A 21939-nucleotide genomic window follows, 5' to 3' on the forward strand; every position below is an offset into this window, starting at 1 on the left:
TATGTTTACGGTTTTAATTTTTTGATCTGATACAAATCTTTTCTCCGGTCTTTCATAATGCGGACACTACCGTGTTCGTGTAATTCTTTTAATAAATCTACATCTACGTCTACAATCAGCGTCATTTCGGTATTTGGTGTTGCTTCGGCCTTGATTCCGTTGGTTGGAAACGCAAAATCCGAAGGGGTAAAAACGGCCGCCTGTGCAAACTGTATGTCCATATTGTTCACCTTGGGAAGATTTCCGACACATCCGGCGATGGCGACATAACATTCGTTTTCGATAGCTCGCGCCTGCGCACAATTGCGAACCCGGGTATACCCGTTTTGCGTATCCGTTAGAAATGGAACAAATAGGATGTCCATCCCTTCGTCGGCCAGTAAGCGGGACAGTTCCGGGAATTCCACATCGTAACAAATCATAATACCGATTTTTCCGCAATCAGTATCAAATGTTTTGATTTGGGAACCGCCTTTCATTCCCCAATAAAATACCTCGTTTGGCGTGATATGGATTTTGGAATACATTTCTGAAGTTCCATCTCTTTTACACAGAAAACCGACATTGTACAAATTCCCGTTTTCCAGTAACGGCATACTGCCGGTGATGATATTGATATTATAGGAAATCGCAAATTCCTGGAATTTTTTTCGGATCGAATCGGTATAGCGCGCTAATTCCCGAATCGCATCGGCTTCCGAAAGATGGTTGTAATCGGCCATTAGCGGCGCGATAAACAACTCCGGAAACATAGCAAAATCGCTGGCATATCCGGAAACGGCATCAATAAAAAACTCCGCCTGTTCGAACAGCGCTTCAAGGTTATTGAGCGGTCGCATTTGCCATTGAATCAACCCGAGTCGGATGACACTTTTTCTGGTGTTGATCAATTGCTGATGTTTTTCATAATAGATGTTATTCCATTCCAAAAGGACGGCATATTCCTGCGAGCTAACATCTCCTTCGAGGTAATTTTTCATCACCTTGATCACGTGAAAATCATTGCTCAACTGAAACGATAACACCGGATCGTGGATTTCCTTGGCGCGTACTTTTTCGATATACTGTTTTGGTGTCATCTCTTTGGCATGTTCGGCATAACGCGGAATTCTTCCGGCAAAGATGATCGATTGTAAATTCAGTTTTTCGCAGATTTCTTTCCGGGCATCATACAAACGCCTGCCTAAACGGAGTCCGCGATAATCCGGATGAATAAAAACATCGATACCGTATAACACATCGCCAAAAGGATCGTGTGTGGAAAAGGTATAATTCCCGGTGATTTTTTCATAGGTATGCGTCGCGCTGGCTTTCCGGTTATCGACAATCAATGACAAGGCCGAACCGACTACTCTGCCGTCTACCAGTATAACGAGTTGCCCTTCCGGGAAAAGTTCCAGCAGGCGCTCGATTTGTTCTTCTTTCCAATACGCTTCTTCCAGTTCGCTATAGGCTTCCACCATGGAACTTTTCAATTCTTTATAGTCTTCGATTTGTAAATTTCGTAACTCAACTTTATTGATCGCTTGTTGCATAGGGGAGTATTTTTTAGAAAGTTACAAAAAATACCGACTTTTTACAAGCGTGTGAAAGGTGTTGTGCTGGTAGATTTTCACACAAAAGAGACATTTAACAAGAAGGTGCTGTAATTTTAACACTGTGCTAACATTGCGAATAATGCGGCTTTAGCGGTTATTTTGATGTATTGTAAAAACTTTTAACAGTGTTAACTCTTTGAAATTATATTATTCTTATAAATTTGGTTAAAAAATAACAAAATAGTACAACATGAAACTAAAACTACTTATTGCAACAACTCTTATTAGCTTCTGTGGCACCCATGCCCAGAATTTTAACCAGAGCCAATGGCTTTGGAGTGCTGTAGCCGAAAACAGCGCTGTGATGGAACACCAGCCGCAAGGTTTTGTTGACCGATACGGCAATTATATTATGCTTGGAAATTTCAGAACCGATACAGCAACAATACAAGGGACTACGATACAGAACACCAGTGATCCGTCAGCCACGACCAAAGGAGACGCTTATATCGCCAAATTTGATACGAACGGTATACTTTTAAATGTAAAGCATTTTAGCGGAAGCAAATACGAACAATTTGCATCTATAGCTTATGATGGCAATGATCATTATTATGTTATGGGGAGTTTTGGAGGTAATATGCAAATCGGTACGACCACTTTGGTCAATACAAATACGTATGGAGACCGCAGTTTTATCGCAAAATTTACATTAGATGGCAATCCGGTTTGGATTAAGGAATTTCCGGATTATATAGGAGGAGGTTACCTGCAATATAAAAACAATTACTTGTATCTGGCGGCGAATTATTCATCGGATCAACTTTCTTTTGATGGAGTAACCTTACCGATGGCGAATTATGCACCAACAATTCAGGGTATGGATAAAAACCTGGTAGCCAAATTCGATGCCGGTACCGGTAATCTGGTTTGGGCTTCGTCTTCGCGTTATACCGGTACGTCCAGTTCGAATATGTCTGATCGAATCGGAGCACAGATGAAAACCATGGTTGTCGACAATAATGGGAATGTTTATGTAGCGGGCGATTTTCTGGCTCGTTCGGTAACCTTTGGAAATATTACGCTAAACCGTAGTTCGAGTTCGAATGCAGGGTTGTTTTATGTACGCTATGATAATACCGGAGCGGTGGCTTGGGCAAAAACAGCTACCGTTGGGGCAAGTTCCGACACCAAGGCGTTTAATCTTGCAGTAGATTCGGCAAACAACGTATATTTGGTAGGGATGGCCTATAACTCGACAATAAATTTTGATGGAACCATTTTACAGTTCCCTGGGAATTACGGCGGTTATATGGTAAAACACGGTACAGCCGGAAACCTGATATGGGCTAAAAAAGCAGGAATATCAACAGATCAGGCACCAGGAACCAATGCGGGTTCTTCGTCGAAGTTTTCGAGATTGTATATCGATGCACAGGATAATATTTATGTAGGCGGAAATTTTTACCGATATGTCAATCTTTCCCCGGATTTTACCTATACCATCGATAATAATTTTTTCAACTTCATCGCCAGATATAATACACAAGGAAGTATTCAGTCCTGTGAGATCTATCCTGCTCCGGCAAATGGTTCCTCAAATTTGAAAGTATTGGACTCCAATCCGGATAATTTTACGATCATTTCGACCGCTTCTGTAGATATACAATTAAATAATCTGACGATAGAAACGAACAACAAGCAAGTGGTCTATATTGCTAAAACCGGAGCATCAGCTTTAGGATTAGCCGAATTCGGAACAGCCAATTTTGCAGTATATCCCAATCCGGCCAACGAACGATTGTTTATTAAAAACAAAGAACAATTATCCGATCAGGCACAAATTGCAGTATATGACTTAAACGGAAGACAAATTTTTAAAGTAACAGGAGCTGCTGTTGGCGAAAAAGGAATTGAGGTGTCCAAACTGGCTGCCGGAATTTATGTGTTGGGAATTGAAGATGCATCACAGCAAATAAAAGAATATCAGAAATTCGTTAAAAACAAATAATCATATTGCTCCCTCTTCCCCAAATTAAAAGTTAATCTATTAAAATTATGAGCCATGAACACATTGAGGAACAGAGTGCAATTAATCGGAAATGTAGGAAGTGATCCTGAAATCAAGATATTGGAAGAGGGACGAAAACTAGCCAAACTATCGGTTGCAACCAACGAAGTTTATTACAACGAAAAAGGTGAAAAAGTTACCGATACGCAATGGCATGTTGTAAAAGCCTGGGGAAAGCTAGCCGACATTGTTGAGAAATTTGTAGAAAAGGGAAGAGAAGTTGTATTAGAAGGCAAACTGGTTCATCGAACCTGGGAAGACAAAGAGGGACATAAGCGTTATTCGACAGAAGTTGTCGTAAACGAGATTTTATTGCTATAAAAGCATTAGCTATAAATGTAGGAAGCGACGCGGTAGGTATTGGTATGGGCCTGGATAATTGTTCGGATATCGGGTGAATAGCCGCCGCCCATACTACATTGTACCGGTATTCCTGCGGTATGGCAATGTGAAAATACAATTTCGTCCCGTTTTTTGCAGGCATCGAGCGAACAGGCGAGTTTTCCGAGTTTATCGGAAGCGAGTATGTCGACACCGCTAAGGTAAAAGATAAAATCAGGACGTTGCGATGCAATGAGTTGTGGCAACGTCTGGTTTAACAGCGATAAATATGCATCGTCGGCCGTATGGTCCGGCAGTGCAATGTCCAGATCGGAACGTTCTTTTTTAAAAGGATAGTTGGACTGGCCGTGCATCGAAAAGGTAAAAACGGAACGATTGTGTTCGAAAATCGCAGCGGTTCCGTTTCCCTGATGTACGTCAAGATCTACAATCAGAATTTTTTTAGCCAACTTTTGGTCCAGTAAATACTGTGCCGCTATAGCCTGATCATTTAACAGACAAAAAGCTTCGCCATGATCGGCATAGGCATGGTGTGTTCCGCCTGCGATATTAAAGGCAATTCCGGTTTGTAATGCTTTTTCGGCACCGGTTATAGAACCTTGTACGAGTCGCAATTCCCGTTCGACCAATTCGGCCGATAACGGAAACCCTATTTTGCGAACAGCTCTCGGATCCAACGTTAATCCGATCAAATCGTCTACATATTCTTTTTGATGTACGGCAAGTATCGGTTGCATGTCCGGCATGTCCGGTTCAAAAAAAGCGCTGTCGGAAACAATGCCTTCATGTACCAACTGTTGCGGTAATAATTCGTATTTGATCATCGGAAAGCGATGACCTTCGGGTAGCGGATGTTTGTAAATCGGATGGTAGGCAATCGGAAACATACCGTTTATTACGGATTTAATTCGTCGATCAATTCCAATAAGTTGAGTTCCGCATCATAACGGGCACTATAGGCGAAAGGTTGTTGGTTAAAAGCCTTTTCGTAAATATGCAGATCCGTTTCCGGCGTAAGGATATTTTTCAGATTATCTTTATGAATCCATTCCAATATTCCCTCGTTACATTCGGGTGCCGGTTGGTATGGGATTTCGGCCAAATAAACAAAAGTAAGCCAGTTGTATTCTATGGGTGAAACTTCGAAAAGCGTTCCCATATAGGTGAAATGCTCCGGACGAATGCCGGTTTCTTCAAATGTTTCGCGTATTGCGGCATCCAAAGGTGTTTCGTTTGGGTCGAGTTTGCCGCCAACAGGTACGTAATAGCCTTTAAAAGGTTCTTTAAAACGTTTTAGTAAAAGCAACTCATCGTTGCATTTTAAGATGATAAAAGCGGCAATTTTTCTCATTTCTGATCCAGTTGTTTTTGTAATTCTTCAAAAAACAGCCCTACATGATAACCGTCGGCCAAACCATGATGCACGTGTACGGAAACCGGCATTTCTCTTTTGGCTCCGGTTAGCGTCATTTTGCCAAAGGAAATCTTCGGACAACTATCCGGGAACGTAAAACTTCGGGCATGCGACAATGATGTAAAATTCACCCACGGGATAGAAGAAAAATGGATTAGGTTATCCATTTCAAAACTTCGTGTAAAAAGCCCCGGCGTTTGACGAACCCTTTCGATTTCGTTTTGCGCAATGGTTTTAAAAGTGTGAATATCACGGTCAAATTCGATCAGCGAAAAGCCAAAGGAATTGTCTTCCCGTAGTATCGTTGAAGAAGCATCAATACGATCGTAAATAACGACTTCATTATCCTGAATCCGATAGCGAAAAGCTTCGACAGCATTTACGGCTACGAGCGTTTTATACAGGTAATAAATAAAAAACGGCACACCGGCTTCTTTGGCGTTGTCGTAGGCTTTTGTACAGTCAACCGTTGCGATAAGTCCGAAAAAAGGTTCTTCAAAATTTTTAAAAAATTCGAAATGTTCTTTTCTGCTCCAGTTGGCCAGGTCTAACTTTTGTTTCACGGTAATAAAAGCGGTAGGATATCGGTTAATTTTTCAATGGTTCTAAAGTTGGGATGTTCCACTTTATGATCAATACGTTCGTGCGCCCAAGTGGTATGGAATGGTACGTGTACCGCATGACCTCCAATTTCCAGCACCGGCAGTACATCCGATTTTAGTGAATTTCCGATCATAAAAAACTCTTCCGGTTTTAAATCCAGACGGTTTACCAGCTTTTGGTAATCCAATGGTTGTTTGTCGGACATTACTTCAATATGGTGAAAATAAGCGCCCAGTCCGGAGTCGTGTAATTTGCGATGTTGGTCTTTCAGATCGCCTTTAGTGGCAACGACCAATCGGTATTTTCCTTTTAAGGCATCCAGCGTTTCCTCAACACCATCGAGTAATTCGATTGGTTTTTCCAGCAATTCTTTTCCTAGTTCGATGATACGGCCAATGATGGCGACATCGATGGTATTATTTGAAATTTTTAAGGCAGCTTCAATCATCGAAAGAATATAGCCTTTGATACCGTAACCATAGGCCGGTAAATTCTGTATTTCAATTTTGAATAACTCCTGTGATAATCCCTGATGTGACAGATAATCTTCCATCAATCCGCAGAATTTTTTTTCGGTTTCTTCAAAATAAGGCTCATTTACCCAAAGGGTATCATCTGCATCAAAGGCTATAACTTTTAGTGCCATTTTATTTTTGTATTTGTACTCTTAATTAATAGTGGCTCCGTTTTTAACACCATCGGCATCCGGGTTTACAAAAACCAGTTTGCCTTCGGCATTTTCCGTCATCAGGATCATTCCTTCACTTTCCACGCCGCGTAAAGCTCTTGGCGCCAGATTGGCTAAAACGGTTACTCTTTTTCCGATAATATCTTCCGGTGCAAAATGCTCGGCAATTCCCGAAACGATGGTACGCACATCAAGTCCGGTGTCGACTTTTAGCACCAGTAATTTATTTGCTTTTGGCATTTTTTCAGCAGAAACGATAGTTCCTACGCGTAAATCCAATTTGGCAAAATCATCAAAAGTAGCGACTTCTTTTTGTGGCGTTACGACCTGATTTTCGGCTTTATTGGCCACTTTTGTAGCCTCTAGTCGGTCGATTTGTTTTTGAATTTCTTCATCCTCAATTTTAGCGAATAGTAACTCCGCCTGTCCGATCTGATGACCTGCCGGTACTAAATCGGAATTTTGAGCGATATCATTCCATCCAAATGCATTGTCAATTTTTAAAATTGATTTTAATTTTTGAGCGGTAAACGGAAGGAACGGTTCGGCTAAAACGCTCAATGCCGCAGCTATCTGTAGGGCTACATACATTTGCGTTTTTACTCTTTCCGGATTTTCTTTTACAATTTTCCACGGTTCTTCATCGGCCAGGTATTTGTTTCCTAAACGCGCCACATTCATTAATTCACCTAAAGCTTCGCGGAAACGGTAGCGCTCAATCGAACTCGAAATAACCGCCGGATAGGCTTTTAATTCGGTTAAAGCCGCTTCGTCTGCTTCGGTTAGTTCGTTAGGTTGCGGAATGATACCGTCGTAGTATTTATTGCTTAATACCACTACGCGGTTGATAAAGTTTCCGAAAATAGCAACAAGCTCATTATTATTACGTGCCTGAAAATCTTTCCAGGTAAAATCGTTGTCTTTGGTTTCCGGAGCATTGGAGGTTAAAGCATAACGCAATACGTCCTGTTTTTCCGGGAAATCGATAAGGTATTCGTGTAACCATACCGCCCAGTTTTTGGAAGTCGACAGTTTATTACCTTCCAGATTCAGGAACTCATTCGCTGGAACATTGTCCGGTAGGATATAACTGCCTTCGGCTTTTAACATCGCCGGGAAAATCACACAGTGGAAAACGATATTGTCTTTTCCGATAAAATGCACCAGTTTGGTGTCCTGGTCTTTCCAGTACGGTTCCCAGTCTTTTCCTTCTCTTTCGGCCCATTCTTTTGTAGACGAAATATAACCGATAGGTGCGTCAAACCATACATATAATACTTTTCCTTCGGCGCCTTCAACCGGAACCGGAATTCCCCAGTCCAGGTCACGCGTAACGGCACGCGGTTTTAAACCGTCGTCCAACCACGATTTTACCTGTCCGAAAACATTTGGTTTCCAGTCGTTTTTATGGCCTTCCAAAATCCATTCTCTTAAAAACGCATCATATTGATCTAATGGCAGGAACCAGTGTTTGGTTGACTTTAAGATCGGTTTTGTCCCGGTTATGGTCGATTTTGGATTGATTAAATCGGTTGCATTTAACGACGTACCACATTTTTCACATTGATCGCCGTAAGCCTCTTCATTACCACATTTCGGACAAGTTCCGGTCACAAAACGATCGGCCAGGAATTGTTGTGCTTTTTCGTCGTATAATTGTTCGGTAACCTCTTCGATGAATTTACCGTTGTCGTATAATTTTCTGAAAAAATCAGAAGCGGTATCGTGATGTATTTTGGCTGAAGTTCTGGAATAATTGTCAAAAGAGATTCCGAAATCAGCAAAAGATTGTTTAATAATCCCGTTGTATTTATCGATAACTTCCTGAGGTGTAATGCCTTCTTTTTTCGCTTTCATCGAAATGGCAACACCATGTTCGTCACTCCCACAAATAAAAGCTACATCTTTACCTTGCTGACGTAAAAAACGCGCATAGATATCAGCCGGTACATACACTCCGGCTAAATGGCCAATATGAATCGGGCCGTTCGTATACGGTAAAGCAGCTGTAATGGTATATCTTTTAGGATTTTGTATCATAAAAAAAAGATTAGATTTTGAATGTATTTTCAAGATGAAATGCAAAAATAGGCTATTAGCCACGAATTTGAATATTTTTTTCATTCAAATTGTGCAAAAAAGCGTTGACAAATCCTTTAACAGATGTTTATGGTATTGTTTTAAAAATGCTAAATTTGTTAGAAACGATTTCAAATGAAACCAAACCGCCTCCATACGAAAGCCGTATTTTTGAGATCATTTTTGATTTTACTATTAATTTTTACAACGACCGATTTATATTCACAACGAAAAATGAAAATTCCATCCTATTTAAAGAAAGGTGATACCGTAGCCATTGTTTGTACCGCAAGAAAATTTTTTCCCGAAGACGCTGAACCCGCCATAGCATTGTTAAAATCGTGGGGATTGGAAGTCAAATTAGGACGAACAATAGGGTTGGATAGTTGTCAGTTGGGTGGTACGGATCGCGAGCGTATCGATGATTTTCAGCAAATGTTAGACGATGATAACATCAAAGCGATATGGTGTGCACGTGGCGGTTATGGAACGGTTCGCATTATAGACGGATTGGATTTTACGAAGTTTAAAAAACATCCAAAATGGATCATTGGATTTAGTGATGTTACCGTTTTGCATAGCCATGTCCATAATATGAAAGTGGCAACCCTGCATAGTATCATGCCGTTTACGGTACCACGAACGGAAGAAATTTCAAAAGAAACGCTGCGAAAAGCACTATTTGGAGAGAAAATCCGATATGAGGTTCCGGCGAAAGGATATGAAATTAAAGGAAAAGCAACGGGACAATTGGTAGGGGGGAACCTTTCTATATTATACAGTTTGTTAGGATCCAAATCCTCAATTGATACAAAAGATAAGATATTATTTATAGAAGATCTGGACGAATATTTATATCATATAGATCGTATGCTGTATAATTTAAAAAGAAATGGTTATTTTGACGGGCTAAAAGGACTTGTAGTAGGAGGAATGACAGATATGCATGATAACGAAATTCCTTTTGGGCAAAATGAAGTAGGTATTATCACTTCCATCGCAAAAGAATATAATATTCCGGTATGTTTTTACTTTCCAGCCGGACATGTTAAAGATAATCGGGCACTAATCTTGGGCGCTACGGTTAATTTTGAAATAACCGACGATAAAGTTGTGTTAGAATTCCAATAAAATAAAAAATGGCACGTCATAATGAACTTGGAAAAGAAGGGGAATCGCGTGCAGTAGCATTTTTGATACAGAACGGATACGAAATTCTAGAGCGAAACTGGATATTTTGTAAAGCCGAGATTGATATAATTGCAAAAAAAGGTACAACTTTAGTGGTTGTAGAAGTTAAAACTCGTTCTAAATTAGAGTATGGATTACCACAAGAATTTGTGAAATCGAAGAAAATTCAGCTTTTAGTCAAAGCTGTTAACGAATATGTAATCCTAAGGGATATCGAATGTGACGTTCGTTTTGATATAATTGCTATTCACAAACAGGGGACTGTTTTTGATATTAAGCATTATCCTGATGCATTTTATTATTTCTAATTTATTTTTGTTAAAGTTTTAACAGATTGTTTTTTTTGTAATTTTACGAGATTTTTAAAACCCACTATAATTATGAAAACTATTTCCTCTGTAGTTGAACATTACATTAAAACGAAACCCTTTTTGCTCAATGGCCTCTCCCAAGGTATTATTAATCTGACCTCCTTGGCAAGAGTAATGATGCCGGAATTAGAGCAGGAATTAGGGAAAAACATTAAACAAGGAGCAGTAGTAATGGCTCTGAAACGATTATCGGAAGAACTTGGTTTCCGGATGAACCACAAACTGGATAAAGTTCTGAAGAATCTTGGAGAAATTACCGTTCGTTCCTCATTGACGGATTATAATTTCGCAATTACTCCAAAAGTATTGAGTTGTCAATCGGATTTAATCGCAGAAATTAATAACTATACGGATATATTCTATACTTCTTCGCGAGGTGTTAATGAAACCAATATCATTGTAAGTGATTCTCTAAACCACCTAGTAGAGAAATACTTTGCGGAAGAAAAATGGGCTCATAAAACCGAAAACCTTGCTTCGATTACGGTAAAGCTTCCTAAAGACAACCTTTCGGTACCGGGATTGTTTTACTATGTATTTCAACGTTTGGCATGGGAAGGTGTGAATATTTGCGAAGTAGTTTCCACAAATTACGAATTCACCATTATTGTTAGCGATGATCAAGTAGATATTGCTTTCAAAGCTATTAAAGACCTTAAAAGTTTGTAGTTAAAAGGTTAAAATTGTGTAGTTAAGCCGGGAAAGTGGGTCGGAACCTAAATATTTTCTATATTTGGACTGACTAAAATACTAACTAACCCCGCAAAATGAAAAAAATTACACTTTTTTTGGCCCTTTTAACCGGGCTGACTGTGTTTTCGCAAAACAGGATCGCCCAAAAGGTCGCTGAGTTACGCTCCCAGAACACAGACTTTAAGAAATTTTCAGTATTAGAAGCGTCGACTAAAACTCCCGGTAAAGAAGTTGCCAGAGTTGTAAACGACGCTTCTTTTGCTATTATAAAAGAAGCAGCTGTCAATGAAATCGTATCTAAAAAACCCAACGCGATCGAATTGAATCTGCCATACCATAATGAAACGGTAACACTACAACTTTATCGGGTAGAGATATTAGCAGAAGGTTTTCACCTGGATACCGATAAAGGAAAAAACATCACTTACGCACCGGGAGTTTATTACCGTGGTATTGTAAAAGGTGATGCAAACTCACTGGTTTCGTTTAACTTTTTTAAAGGCGAACTGAATGGAATCGCATCCAGTTCAAAATTAAGCAATTTAACAGTGGGTAAATTGGATAAAAAAGGAAACAAAACGGACTATATTATCTATGAAGATCAAAAAATGAACGTGACTCACGATTTTGAATGTGCTACGGATGATAAAGTTGAAGAATTTAAAAATGCTCCAACAACTACATCGGCAAGTCCAGCCAGTTTAAAATGTGTGACTGTTTATTTTGAAATCGATTATAACCTGTATCAATCAAACGGAAGTAATACAACAACCACTTCCAACTGGATGACTTCGGTTTTTAATAATGTACAGACATTATATAATAACGACGGAATTACAACAGCATTAAAATCGGTATATATCTGGACAACTGAAGATCCGTATGAAGGAGTAGGTAACAGTTCTGGTGATTACCTGGCAAAATTTAATGCAGTACGACCTGTTTTCGACGGTGATGTAGGACAATTGGTAGGGATCGATCCGGGAGGATTAGGTGGAGTAGCCGTAACAATCGGAGGACTATGTACCGCTAATAATTATTGTTATTCGGATGTGAATTTTAGTTATAGTACCGTTCCGACGTATTCCTGGACAGTTCAGGTGGTTACACACGAATTAGGACACTTACTAGGTTCGAGACATACCCACGCTTGTGTGTGGAATGGGAACAATACCGCTATTGACAACTGTGCTCCGGCTGCTTTAGGGGCGACATCGGAAGGGTACAACTGTATGACCAGTCCGCCAACAATTCCTTCTTCTTCTGTAAAAGGGACTATCATGAGTTATTGCCATTTGGTGAGTGGTGTAGGAATCAGTTTTAATAATGGATTCGGACCACAACCGTCAGCAGCAATTGTAAACCACATTGATTCCAGAGCTTGTTTAAGTACAAATTGTATCAATACTTGTATTAATACGGTTACGGATATCAATTCTACTATGGGAGCCGGAAATACATCGGCTGTGATTACCTGGTCGGATGCCGGAGGCGCGACTTCATGGCAGGTGGTTGTATTCCCGTATTCAGGAACAGCAGGTCAGTATACGACAGTAACAACAAATTCGTATACGGCACAAAACCTAACACCAAATACCTATTACAGAGTTCGAATCCGTCCGGTTTGTAGCTTAGGAATGACATCATTGGCCAGAGATTTTATATTATTGACCGGAGCTGATTATTGTAACGGCATTCAATTAACCGATACCGGAGGAACATTTGGACAGTATGGAAACAATCAGACGTTTGTAAGAACGTTGATTCCAAATCTGGCAAATAATAAAGTAAAACTAACCTTTACTGCTTTCAGACTGGAAGATGGTTATGATTTCTTATATATCTACAACGGATCAAGTACGGAAGCACCATTAGTAGGTGGAGCAGGTTTAACCGGATTAACATTGCCGGCACCAATCGAATCGACTGCAGCTGACGGAGCTTTAACCATGAAATTCGTTTCTGATGCAGGTGTAACCGATACAGGATGGGTAGCCACAACTTCTTGTACGCCTTCTTTAGGATTGGAAGATGCTGTGTATATGGATTATTCGTATTATCCGAACCCGGTTAACGGTTTCGTAAATATTACATCAAAAGATGCAATAACAGAAATTCAGGTATTTAATGTTCAGGGACAATTGTTACATAACAGTCAGTTGAACGACCTGACAACAAAAGTAGATATGACGGCCTATGCGACCGGAACCTACCTTTTCAAAATGAAAATCAACAACCAGACCGTGAATTTTAAAGTTGTTAAATTATAAGTAAAATAACTCCAACAGCTATTAAAAGCCGCTTACCGATCAGGGTAAGCGGCTTTTTGATTTATACGTCTTGTTGTAAAGCAAAGGGTAAGGGTCTTTAATGACAATTAAGATCGTGTTACAGACAAAAAAATCAGATTTTATTTTCAAAGGATTCAAACAATTATCTTTTAAAAACAAAATGTTCAGAATGTTGTAGAAATGATCACAAATTATTTTGAACAGCAATGTAAAGTGTAATTAAATAGGAGGAGCCGGATTAACGGGAACAACATTGCCGGGACCAATTGAATCTACAGCTGCCGATGGCGCGTTAACCATAAAGTTTGTTTCCAGAGGTAAAGCACCCGGATGGGTAGCGACTACTTCTTGTAGGGGTGCGTTGGGATTTGACGATAGTACCTATTTGGATTATGCCTATCATCCGAACCCGGTTAATGGTTTTGTGAATATCGTTTCCAAAGATGTAATTTCCGAAATCCAGGTGTTTAACGTACAGGGGCAATTGTTATATTCAAATCGATTAAACGACCGAACTACAAAAGTAGATCTGTCGGCCTATGCAACCGGAGCCTACTTCTTTAAGATGAAAATCAATAACCAAACGGTTAATTTTAAAGTTGTTAAAATATAATTAAAATTATCAGATTCGGAATGAAAAAGCCATTTGCTTGTCAAAGTAAGCGGTTTTTTTATTTTCAATTCCTTATCTTTGTTTAGAAAACAAAAAACTAACTATGTACGAAATTATTCAAAAAGGCCATTCCGGATTGGCTTACTTAGCTTTATTGGCTTTATTCATCGCTGTAATTAATGCTTTTTTAGGAATGAGTTCCAAAAGAGATTTCGAACCAAAAGACAGAAGAATTTCACTTTTTGGATTGATCTTTTCTCATATTCAGTTGCTTTTCGGTTTTATCCTATATTTTGTTTCACCACTGGGTTCGGCATCTTTCGGACAAATGAGTAACAGTGCGCTTCGATTAACTTCTTTGGAGCATCCGCTAATCAATATCATTGCCATAGCATTGATCACCATTGGTTGGTCGAAACATAAAAAAGCAGCTACCGGAACGGATAAATTCAAGAAAATAGCCGTTTTCTATGCGATAGGATTGCTTTTAATACTAAGCAGAATACCATGGAGTTTATGGTTTAAATAAAATAAAGGCCCGTAAGGGCCTTTTTCAACTTGGCATATTTCTTGCCTTTCATCATCTAAAAAACGAATAGAATGAAAAAAGTAATAGTTTACATCGTATTTGTTACACTAGCTGTTTTGTTAATCAGTACAACAACCGGAAGGGTTTTCGCTTTTCAGGCAGATCCGAAAGTGAAAGTTAACGATACGATAAAAAAAGATTCTATCACGATTCAGGGAGGTCTTAAGCTTAAGAATTATAAGAAAAATGTACATGCATCGTATTATGCCGACCGATTTAATGGAAGAAGAACCGCAAGTGGTCGGAAATTTGACAATGCAAAATATACAGCCGCTCATAGAAATTTACCTTTCGGAACCAAAATAAAAGTAACGAATGTAGCCAATAAAAAAGCCGTTATCGTAGAAGTAACCGATCGCGGACCATTCTCACGAGGACGAGAAATTGACCTTTCTAAAAAAGCATTTATGGAAATTACCCACGGAAAAGGCCGTGGATTTGTTAACGTAAATATCGAAGTGATTCAGGATTAAACTATTCGAGTTTACTTCCTTTTGCTGCCCACCATCCCATAGTTTCCACTTCCAGTCGTCCGGATTTTACCGCCGGATCTAGTTTTGCCAGACTGTCGGCTTCGCGTAATGTAGGCGTGTTAAAAACCAGAATGCCCGAAATAGTTTCGTGTTTGTCCATAGGACCGGCAAGGCTGATTTTTCCGTTTTTATGCAACCAGGAAAGATGTTCCATATGTTTTTTCTGAATTTCCTCAGCGTCTTCTTTTGGTTGGGTTCTATTCGGCCCTTTTTTTAATAAGACTAGAAAATATTTTTGCATCACATAGGTGGTACCATTGTCCTGATAACTAAAAGTCTCCGGAGCAAGACCGGTTGGAATGGATGGCGTTTGGGCCGTTTTCTTAGGACTGCTACAGGATAAAACCGCAAGCAGAAAAAGTAAAGTATACCGCGGCGTTTTCATTTTACCAGTGTTTATAAGGGTTGTTACTTAAAAAAGCATTGTAATACCGTTTGTCGCCGGTAACTTCGGATCCGAGCCAGTCCGGCTTTTCAAAAAGCTCGTCTTCCGATTGCAATTCCACTTCGGCAATGATCAGTCCTTCATTGGCACCAGAAAAGACATCCACTTCAAAAGTGTGATTTCCTTTTCGGATTTCATAACGGACTTTGTCGATAACACCTTTTTCGCAGAGCGGCAGGAGCGTTTCAGCATCGGAAACCGGAATTTCCGTTTCCCATTCCAAACGAGTCGTTCCGGAAGCATTGCCGATACCTTTAACGGTTAGAAAACCTTTTTCGCCCTTAATACGAACGCGAACCGTTCTTTCCGGATCGGAATTAAGATAACCTTGTACGATCCTATTTTGATGATGCGATTCGGTAATAAAAGCCTCGGATTTGACTAAAAACTTTCGCTCGATTTCCTGCATTTCTGGAGAAATTAATATAAATTAGGAGCAAGTTAAGAAAATTATAGCTCCCGGATCGTAATTTTGCCACAGAATAATTTACCAAAAACAAGCGCATGAATTTAAGACATAAGCTACAATCAAAGACAACGATAGAAAACCTGTTTGACAAACATTTTGAAAACCAGCGGTATGTCTCTGAAGATAGCTTACATTTTTTAGTGGATCTGGTACATTTGTTCCGACCAAAAAAACCGCAGAAACAAGCGACGGTTTCCATCGAAAAATTACTTTATTTTCTGGAAGAGCATCCGGATAAACGCGAATTACTGATTGGCTATCTGGCGCAGTTGTTTAAAGAAAGAAAGTTCAGCCGGATGTTATCGGACGCTGCGATTTTACAGGATGCCGATTTTGTCTTCGAAGTCAAAAAAAGATTATTAGCCAAAGTACTGCCCTATCAACCACAAAAAGACACCCTTCAATATATCCTGAATCAGGTTTTTTATCTGAATTCAGATGGCATTTGGATCAAAAAAGTTCCAATGGAAGAATTATTGCGATTATTTGATCTGCTTTCGTTTCGGGATATCTATGTTTCGGTTAAAGAAAAATCACCATTATCCGAATTGCTCAATGTGATGAACCTGATTCCGCAGCGTATGAGCGGAAGAGCGATGGAAAATGATGTGATCAAAATGGTACCGGAATACAGTCAGTTTGAAAGTCCGTTTACGGCTTTTGAAAAAGAATTGCAGGAAATTATCGAAAAAATACGTACCGGAGAACAACATGCGATTACCTCCGATGATTTGTTGTACAAGCAATTGCTAATCCTGCACAAACAATGTGAAGAATATGTCGATAAAGCCTTTGCGAACAGTTCGAAATACGGAATTTCGATCAAGGTAAACCAAAGCCTCTTGCGCATTCGACAGCAATTGTACCGTATGAAAATCCTGATTCCGTTATTGGTTGTCAATAAAGAAGAGGATAAAAAACACAATACGATTCAGTTGGCATTACAGCTTATTAAATTTAACTGTTATAAAAACAACGTTGGTCAGTTGATCAATGAAAGTACGCAATTGCTTTCGTATGAAATCACACAACACACGGCCAAAACAGGAGAGCATTATATTACCGAAAGCCCGAAAGAGTATTTCGGAATGCTTAAAGCCGCTTTAGGAGGTGGTTTTATCGTAGGGATATTGTGTATTATCAAATTGTTGTTTTCCAAAATAGAAACCAGTGCTTTCGGACATGCATTTCTGTATAGTTTAAACTATTCGCTTGGTTTTATTGCGATTTACCTTTGTGGTTTTACATTGGCTACAAAACAACCGGCAATGACCGCAGCGACCATCATTCAGGCCTTGGAAAAGGGAATGAAAAAACAAGGAAAAACGGAAAACAAACACAGTTCGTTTGCCAAATTATTCGCCCGTTTGTTCCGATCTCAGTTTATCGCATTTGTCGGAAATGTTGTTATGGCTTTTCCGGTTTCCTTATTGGGAATTTGGGCGATCGATCAGGCTTTCGGTTACAATATTGCCGAAACGAAATGGCCCAAACTATTAGGCGATCTGAATCCGATTTTTTCGCCTGCCATTTTTCACGCTTCCATAGCCGGTGTATTCCTGTTTTTGTCGGGGATTATTTCCGGAAGTATCTCCAATCGAAACAAACACAATCAGGTGTATTACCGTATTCAGGAACATCCGTTTTTAAAAATGAGTTTTGGTGTCGAAAAAACCAAAAAAATAGCCAACTGGTTTGAACACAATTGGGCCGGTATCGTTTCGAATGGCTGGTTTGGAGTTTTCCTGGGAAGTACAGCGTCGATAGGGATCTTTTTGGGATTAAATCTGGACATCCGACACATTACATTTGCGAGCGGAAATTTTGCTCTGGGATTATACGGAATGGATTTTAAAGCGGATTTATGGATGATTGGCTGGAGTATTTTAGGAATCGGCCTGATCGGATTTATGAACTTTATTGTCAGTTTTGGTCTGTCGATAGGATTGGCGTTCCGTTCCCGAAACATACCGCTTTCGGAATTCCGACTTTTAAACAAGGCCATCTGGATTCATTTTAGAAAACGGCCGCTATCGTTTTTTATCCCGGTAAAAGACAAACGGGAAGAAGAATCCGTGTCCTGATTTCGTCTGGTTTATAGCCTATATTTACTTTATGGAAACGACCCCAAATTTCAGAAAGATTATCCACGTCGATATGGATGCGTTTTATGCTTCCGTAGAACAAATGGACAATCCGGAATTAAAGGGGAAACCGGTAGCCGTTGGCGGAAGTGAAGTCAGAGGAGTGGTTTCGGCAGCGAGTTATGAAGCCCGAAAATTTGGTGTTCGAAGTGCGATGAGTGGCTATATGGCGCGCAAAAACTGCCCGGAACTTATTTTTGTCCGTCCCCGTTTTGATCGGTACAAAGAGATCTCCAAAAAAATCCGAAAAATATTTTACGAATATACCGATCTGGTCGAGCCACTTTCGCTGGACGAGGCCTATCTGGATGTGACGGAAAACAAAAAAGGAAATCCGAGTGCTACGCTGATCGCACAGGAAATCCGGAAACGTATTTTTGAGGAAGTCGGACTAACAGCTTCGGCGGGTATTTCGGTGAATAAATTCCTGGCAAAAGTGGCCAGTGACTATAACAAACCCAACGGACAAAAAACGATTAATCCCGAAGAAGTGATCCAATTTTTGGAAGAACTGGACATCAAAAAATTCTATGGGATCGGAAAAGTAACAGCCGAAAAAATGTACCAGAGTGGGATTTTTACCGGAAAAGATTTAAAATCAAAATCGCTGGACTATCTGGAAGAACATTTTGGAAAAAGCGGAACTCATTATTACAATATTGTAAGAGGGATTCATAATAGCGCGGTAAAACCGGATCGGATGTTGAAATCGGTTGGTGCTGAAAGAACTTTTAATGTCAATTTATCGTCCGAAATATTTATGGTTGAAAAGCTGGAAAATATCGCAAAAGAATTGGAAAAACGGATGAAACCGTATAAAATAGCCGGAAAAACGGTGACCTTAAAGATCAAATATTCCGATTTTACATTACAAACGCGTAGTAAAACCTTACCCTATTTTATAGCCGATAAAGCCCTGATTCTCGAAGCGGCCAAAGAATTGTTGTATCAGGAAAAAATGAAAGATTCCGTGCGATTGCTCGGTATTTCGTTGCACAACCTGAATACGGAAATCAAAAAAACCGTTGCGGTACAGTTGCGGTTTGACTTTTAAAAAACAAAACCTGCCGGAATCGACAGGTTTGTATTATTTTATAATCGTATGATTAGCTGATTTGAGAGATACGTAGGGTATTTACCATTCCTTTATCAATCACCGGCATTGCGGCTAGATTAATCATCATATCGCCTTCTTCCACAAATCCTTTCTCTTTGGAAATACGGTTGATGTCTTCTACAGTATCATCGGTACTCACCAATTTGTCGTAGTAAAACGTATGTACACCCCAAAGCAGACCTAGTTGTGTTACGATTTTTTTGTTGGACGTAAACACCAAAATGTGAGAATGAGGACGCCAGGCCGAAATCTGGAAAGCCGTGTAACCACTATTGGTTAAGGTTGAAATTGCCTTTGCATCAATATCGTTGGCCATCAAAGCCGCGTGATAACAGATTGATTTGGTGATATAACGTTTGGTTCGAACCAATGGCGGATTTTGTGGAACCTTGATTAAGGGCGAATTCTCAACACTTTCGATAATCTGTGTCATTTTTTCAATTACCTGAACCGGATAGTTTCCTACGGAAGTTTCTCCGGAAAGCATTACCGCATCGGCACCATCCATAACCGAGTTGGCTACGTCGTTTACTTCGGCACGGGTTGGCGTTAAGCTGGTGATCATCGTTTCCATCATTTGTGTCGCGATAATAACCGGAATACGGGCTGTTTTGGCACGGTGAACCAGTTTTTTCTGAATCAACGGAACTTCCTGAGCCGGAATTTCAACACCAAGATCACCACGGGCAACCATTAGTCCGTCGGCAAAAGCAACGATTTTATCAATATTTTCAACCGCTTCGGGTTTTTCGATTTTAGCGATAATCGGAATTTTATGATCGGAATGTTTAGCGATTAAATCCTGAAGATCTTCCAGATCTTTTGGCGTTCTAACAAACGATAAGGCAATCCAGTCCACTTGGTTTTCAATAGCGAAAATCGCATCGCGGATGTCTTTTTCCGTTAAAGCCGGTAATGAAACTTTAGTATTTGGCAGGTTTACTCCTTTTTTCGATTTCAACGGACCACCTTGAATTACCACGGTTTTTACCTCGGTATTTTTATCGGTTTCCAGTACTTCAAAAATCAGTTTTCCGTCATCCAAAAGAATACGTTCTCCGGGATTTACGTCTTTTGGAAACTCTTTGTAATTCATATACACCCTTTCGGCAGTTCCCAGAATATCTTCTGCAGTAGTAAACGTAATGGTATCACCTTTACTCACTACTACGTCTTCTTTCATGACACCGACGCGAAGTTTTGGACCTTGCAGGTCGGCAAGAATAGAAGTGGTATAACCAAATTCATCGTTTAGTCCTCTAATAATATCGATACGTTCTTTAACATCCGTATAGTCAGCGTGAGAAAAATTAATTCGGAAGACATTAACTCCTGTATCAATCATTTCTTTTATTATTTCTCTTGTACTACAAGCAGGGCCAAGTGTCGCTACGATTTTTGTCTTTTTTCTTGTCAGCATTGGTATTAGAAAATTAAATTATTTTTCGATTTTAGTTTGTTTTGTTCGATTTTGTAGGCCGTGGTAATCTGTTTGATTGTCAATAGCTGATCAATCAGTTGGTCCAGGTCAAAAAAATCGTCTGTATTTTCAATTTTTATGATATAATCCACTTTTTTGAGCTCCGGCAACAAATATATGTTGGTTGCCATATCAAATTCCGTTTCCTCAAAAAGGGATGTGGCTTTCGTTTGTCGGGTAACCAGCGTTGTTTTATTTGGAATCAGACTCCAGAATAATTCATGTGCTTCGTCGTCGAAAATAAAGCGGGTAAAATGACTTTTTCCTTCCGGTACCTGAATACCAATATCCTTACCGCTTTTTTCGAATGTAACGGGAAGTTTCTGGTTGATAAAATAGGCTAACCGATAGTCTTCCAGGGTCGAATGAATTGCAATCAACTCATAATCTTCGGAGATAAAATCGTTAATCAGTAGTTTATGAATAGCCATATTCTTTGAAAAAAATCCAAGGGTAAAGATACTACATTAAAGATTTAAAAAACAGGAAAGTAAGGTTGTTAACGATTATTTAGCAAAGACCGCACTTACTTTTTGTTAATTTTTTCCTGGAATGCGAAATAGGCACGTTGTGAGGCTTTTTCCTCCGCCTTTTTCTTGGAGGTAGCTCTGGCTTTGGCTACAATTTTATTGTCGATCTTTAGTTTTACGCCAAAATATTTGATTCCTTCATTGCCGTTATCTTCAAAAACGTCGTATTGGAAGGTGTGTTTTTCTTTTTGACACCATTCGATCAGCAGACTTTTGTAGCTGATTACTTTTCCTTCGAGTTTGGCGATATCCACATAAGGAACGATCACTTTTTTATGGATAAATTTTTCGCAATAGGTAAAGCCGCGATCCAGATAAATAGCGCCAATTAAGGCTTCGAATAAATTGCCGTGGATATTTTCGCCAAAATGCTGCGTCGATACTTTACTTTCCACATAGCGGATCAGATTCAGGTCTTTGCCCAGTTCGTTCAAGTGTTCACGGCTAACGATTTTAGACCGCATTTTGGTCAGGTAACCTTCGTCGCCGGTTGGGACTTTATTGAACAAATGTGCCGCAATTACCGATCCTAGCATAGCGTCGCCCAAAAATTCAAGACGTTCATAATTCATCGGATTTCCTTCGTCATCGGATTTATTCATCGAACGATGGGTAAAGGCTCTGCGGTAATGAATTAGGTTTATGGGTTTGAATCCCACTATTTTAGAAACTTCATCAAAAAAAATCCCGTCTTCATTAGAGCGGGAATTTGAAAATATTTTTTTGATAATACTCATT

Annotated in this window: 22 protein-coding genes; 11 read left to right on the forward strand and 11 right to left on the reverse strand. The window is 39.6% G+C overall.

Annotation, left to right across the window (positions count from 1 at the left end; all coding sequences use genetic code 11):
• Positions 1 to 5: 5 nt before the first annotated feature.
• The gene (locus tag AAFN64_RS00625; RefSeq protein WP_300490984.1) at positions 6 to 1535 is read right to left on the reverse strand and encodes a bifunctional GNAT family N-acetyltransferase/carbon-nitrogen hydrolase family protein; all 1530 of its coding nucleotides are present in this window, start codon (positions 1533 to 1535) and stop codon (positions 6 to 8) included.
• A 253-nt stretch (positions 1536 to 1788) separates the two neighbouring features.
• Here AAFN64_RS00625 and AAFN64_RS00630 point away from each other — a divergent pair, with 253 nt between their 5' ends.
• Both AAFN64_RS00630 and ssb read left to right on the forward strand, forming a co-directional pair.
• Positions 1789 to 3549 (forward strand): T9SS type A sorting domain-containing protein, encoded by a 1761-nt coding sequence (locus AAFN64_RS00630; protein WP_347758918.1) that lies wholly within the window; start codon positions 1789 to 1791, stop codon positions 3547 to 3549.
• 54 nt (positions 3550 to 3603) lie between these two features.
• Positions 3604 to 3930 carry a single-stranded DNA-binding protein gene (gene ssb, locus AAFN64_RS00635; protein ID WP_300489736.1) on the forward strand — a complete coding sequence of 109 codons (327 nt, stop codon included), beginning with the start codon at positions 3604 to 3606 and terminating at the stop codon, positions 3928 to 3930.
• Positions 3931 to 3935: 5 nt separating this feature from the next.
• On the opposite strand, the gene AAFN64_RS00640 is transcribed toward ssb, so the two are convergent.
• The 5 genes from AAFN64_RS00640 to metG are packed head-to-tail and all read right to left on the reverse strand — an operon-like array spanning position 3936 to position 8696.
• Positions 3936 to 4838 carry a histone deacetylase gene (locus AAFN64_RS00640; RefSeq protein ID WP_300489733.1) on the reverse strand — a complete coding sequence of 301 codons (903 nt, stop codon included), beginning with the start codon at positions 4836 to 4838 and terminating at the stop codon, positions 3936 to 3938.
• 8 nt (positions 4839 to 4846) lie between these two features.
• The gene (locus tag AAFN64_RS00645) at positions 4847 to 5302 is read right to left on the reverse strand and encodes an NUDIX domain-containing protein (protein ID WP_300489730.1); all 456 of its coding nucleotides are present in this window, start codon (positions 5300 to 5302) and stop codon (positions 4847 to 4849) included.
• Positions 5299 to 5928 carry a chloramphenicol acetyltransferase gene (locus AAFN64_RS00650; RefSeq protein WP_300489727.1) on the reverse strand — a complete coding sequence of 210 codons (630 nt, stop codon included), beginning with the start codon at positions 5926 to 5928 and terminating at the stop codon, positions 5299 to 5301. The genes AAFN64_RS00645 and AAFN64_RS00650 overlap by 4 nt, the downstream gene beginning before the upstream one ends.
• Positions 5925 to 6614 (reverse strand): HAD family hydrolase, encoded by a 690-nt coding sequence (locus AAFN64_RS00655; protein ID WP_300489724.1) that lies wholly within the window; start codon positions 6612 to 6614, stop codon positions 5925 to 5927. Before AAFN64_RS00655 ends, AAFN64_RS00650 begins: the two co-directional genes overlap by 4 nt.
• Before the next feature lie 21 nt (positions 6615 to 6635).
• Positions 6636 to 8696, reverse strand: coding sequence for a methionine--tRNA ligase (gene metG, locus AAFN64_RS00660; protein WP_347758920.1), 2061 nt, complete (start codon positions 8694 to 8696; stop codon positions 6636 to 6638).
• 273 nt (positions 8697 to 8969) lie between these two features.
• Between metG and AAFN64_RS00665 the strand changes: the two genes are divergently transcribed.
• The 7 genes from AAFN64_RS00665 (at position 8970) to AAFN64_RS00695 (ending at position 14956) form a co-directional block, all read left to right on the forward strand.
• Positions 8970 to 9866, forward strand: coding sequence for an LD-carboxypeptidase (locus AAFN64_RS00665; RefSeq protein WP_300489719.1), 897 nt, complete (start codon positions 8970 to 8972; stop codon positions 9864 to 9866).
• 8 nt (positions 9867 to 9874) lie between these two features.
• Positions 9875 to 10234 (forward strand): YraN family protein, encoded by a 360-nt coding sequence (locus tag AAFN64_RS00670; protein ID WP_300489717.1) that lies wholly within the window; start codon positions 9875 to 9877, stop codon positions 10232 to 10234.
• Between the two features lie 72 nt (positions 10235 to 10306).
• Positions 10307 to 10966 (forward strand): aspartate kinase, encoded by a 660-nt coding sequence (locus AAFN64_RS00675; protein ID WP_136403485.1) that lies wholly within the window; start codon positions 10307 to 10309, stop codon positions 10964 to 10966.
• Positions 10967 to 11064: 98 nt separating this feature from the next.
• Positions 11065 to 13260 carry a M12 family metallo-peptidase gene (locus tag AAFN64_RS00680; RefSeq protein ID WP_347758922.1) on the forward strand — a complete coding sequence of 732 codons (2196 nt, stop codon included), beginning with the start codon at positions 11065 to 11067 and terminating at the stop codon, positions 13258 to 13260.
• 274 nt (positions 13261 to 13534) lie between these two features.
• A complete protein-coding gene (locus AAFN64_RS00685) occupies positions 13535 to 13894 on the forward strand; it encodes a T9SS type A sorting domain-containing protein (RefSeq protein WP_347758924.1) in 360 nt (119 codons plus the stop codon).
• 103 nt (positions 13895 to 13997) lie between these two features.
• On the forward strand, positions 13998 to 14423 hold the full coding sequence (locus tag AAFN64_RS00690) for a hypothetical protein (protein ID WP_300484888.1): 426 nt from the start codon (positions 13998 to 14000) through the stop codon (positions 14421 to 14423).
• Positions 14424 to 14494: 71 nt separating this feature from the next.
• The gene (locus AAFN64_RS00695; protein WP_300484890.1) at positions 14495 to 14956 is read left to right on the forward strand and encodes a septal ring lytic transglycosylase RlpA family protein; all 462 of its coding nucleotides are present in this window, start codon (positions 14495 to 14497) and stop codon (positions 14954 to 14956) included.
• A 1-nt stretch (position 14957) separates the two neighbouring features.
• Here AAFN64_RS00695 and AAFN64_RS00700 read toward each other — a convergent pair whose 3' ends face one another.
• Both AAFN64_RS00700 and AAFN64_RS00705 read right to left on the reverse strand, forming a co-directional pair.
• Positions 14958 to 15401: a YciI family protein gene (locus AAFN64_RS00700; RefSeq protein WP_347758927.1), complete on the reverse strand. Its 444-nt coding sequence runs from the start codon at positions 15399 to 15401 to the stop codon at positions 14958 to 14960.
• A 1-nt stretch (position 15402) separates the two neighbouring features.
• A complete protein-coding gene (locus AAFN64_RS00705; RefSeq protein ID WP_300484894.1) occupies positions 15403 to 15870 on the reverse strand; it encodes a CYTH domain-containing protein in 468 nt (155 codons plus the stop codon).
• 95 nt (positions 15871 to 15965) lie between these two features.
• Here AAFN64_RS00705 and AAFN64_RS00710 point away from each other — a divergent pair, with 95 nt between their 5' ends.
• Positions 15966 to 18014, forward strand: a complete 2049-nt coding sequence (locus AAFN64_RS00710; protein ID WP_300484896.1) for a recombinase — start codon at positions 15966 to 15968, stop codon at positions 18012 to 18014.
• 31 nt (positions 18015 to 18045) lie between these two features.
• Positions 18046 to 19128 (forward strand): DNA polymerase IV, encoded by a 1083-nt coding sequence (dinB, locus tag AAFN64_RS00715; protein ID WP_300484899.1) that lies wholly within the window; start codon positions 18046 to 18048, stop codon positions 19126 to 19128.
• 52 nt (positions 19129 to 19180) lie between these two features.
• On the opposite strand, the gene pyk is transcribed toward dinB, so the two are convergent.
• From pyk to rnc, 3 genes are all read right to left on the reverse strand, one after another.
• Positions 19181 to 20611: a pyruvate kinase gene (gene pyk, locus AAFN64_RS00720; protein ID WP_300484901.1), complete on the reverse strand. Its 1431-nt coding sequence runs from the start codon at positions 20609 to 20611 to the stop codon at positions 19181 to 19183.
• 5 nt (positions 20612 to 20616) lie between these two features.
• A complete protein-coding gene (locus tag AAFN64_RS00725; RefSeq protein WP_300484904.1) occupies positions 20617 to 21102 on the reverse strand; it encodes an IPExxxVDY family protein in 486 nt (161 codons plus the stop codon).
• Between the two features lie 95 nt (positions 21103 to 21197).
• Positions 21198 to 21938 (reverse strand): ribonuclease III, encoded by a 741-nt coding sequence (gene rnc, locus AAFN64_RS00730; protein WP_300484907.1) that lies wholly within the window; start codon positions 21936 to 21938, stop codon positions 21198 to 21200.
• Position 21939: the final 1 nt, after the last annotated feature.

This window comes from Flavobacterium sp. CAU 1735 (assembly GCF_039888695.1).
In the GTDB taxonomy this organism is placed as follows: Bacteria; Bacteroidota; Bacteroidia; order Flavobacteriales; family Flavobacteriaceae; genus Flavobacterium.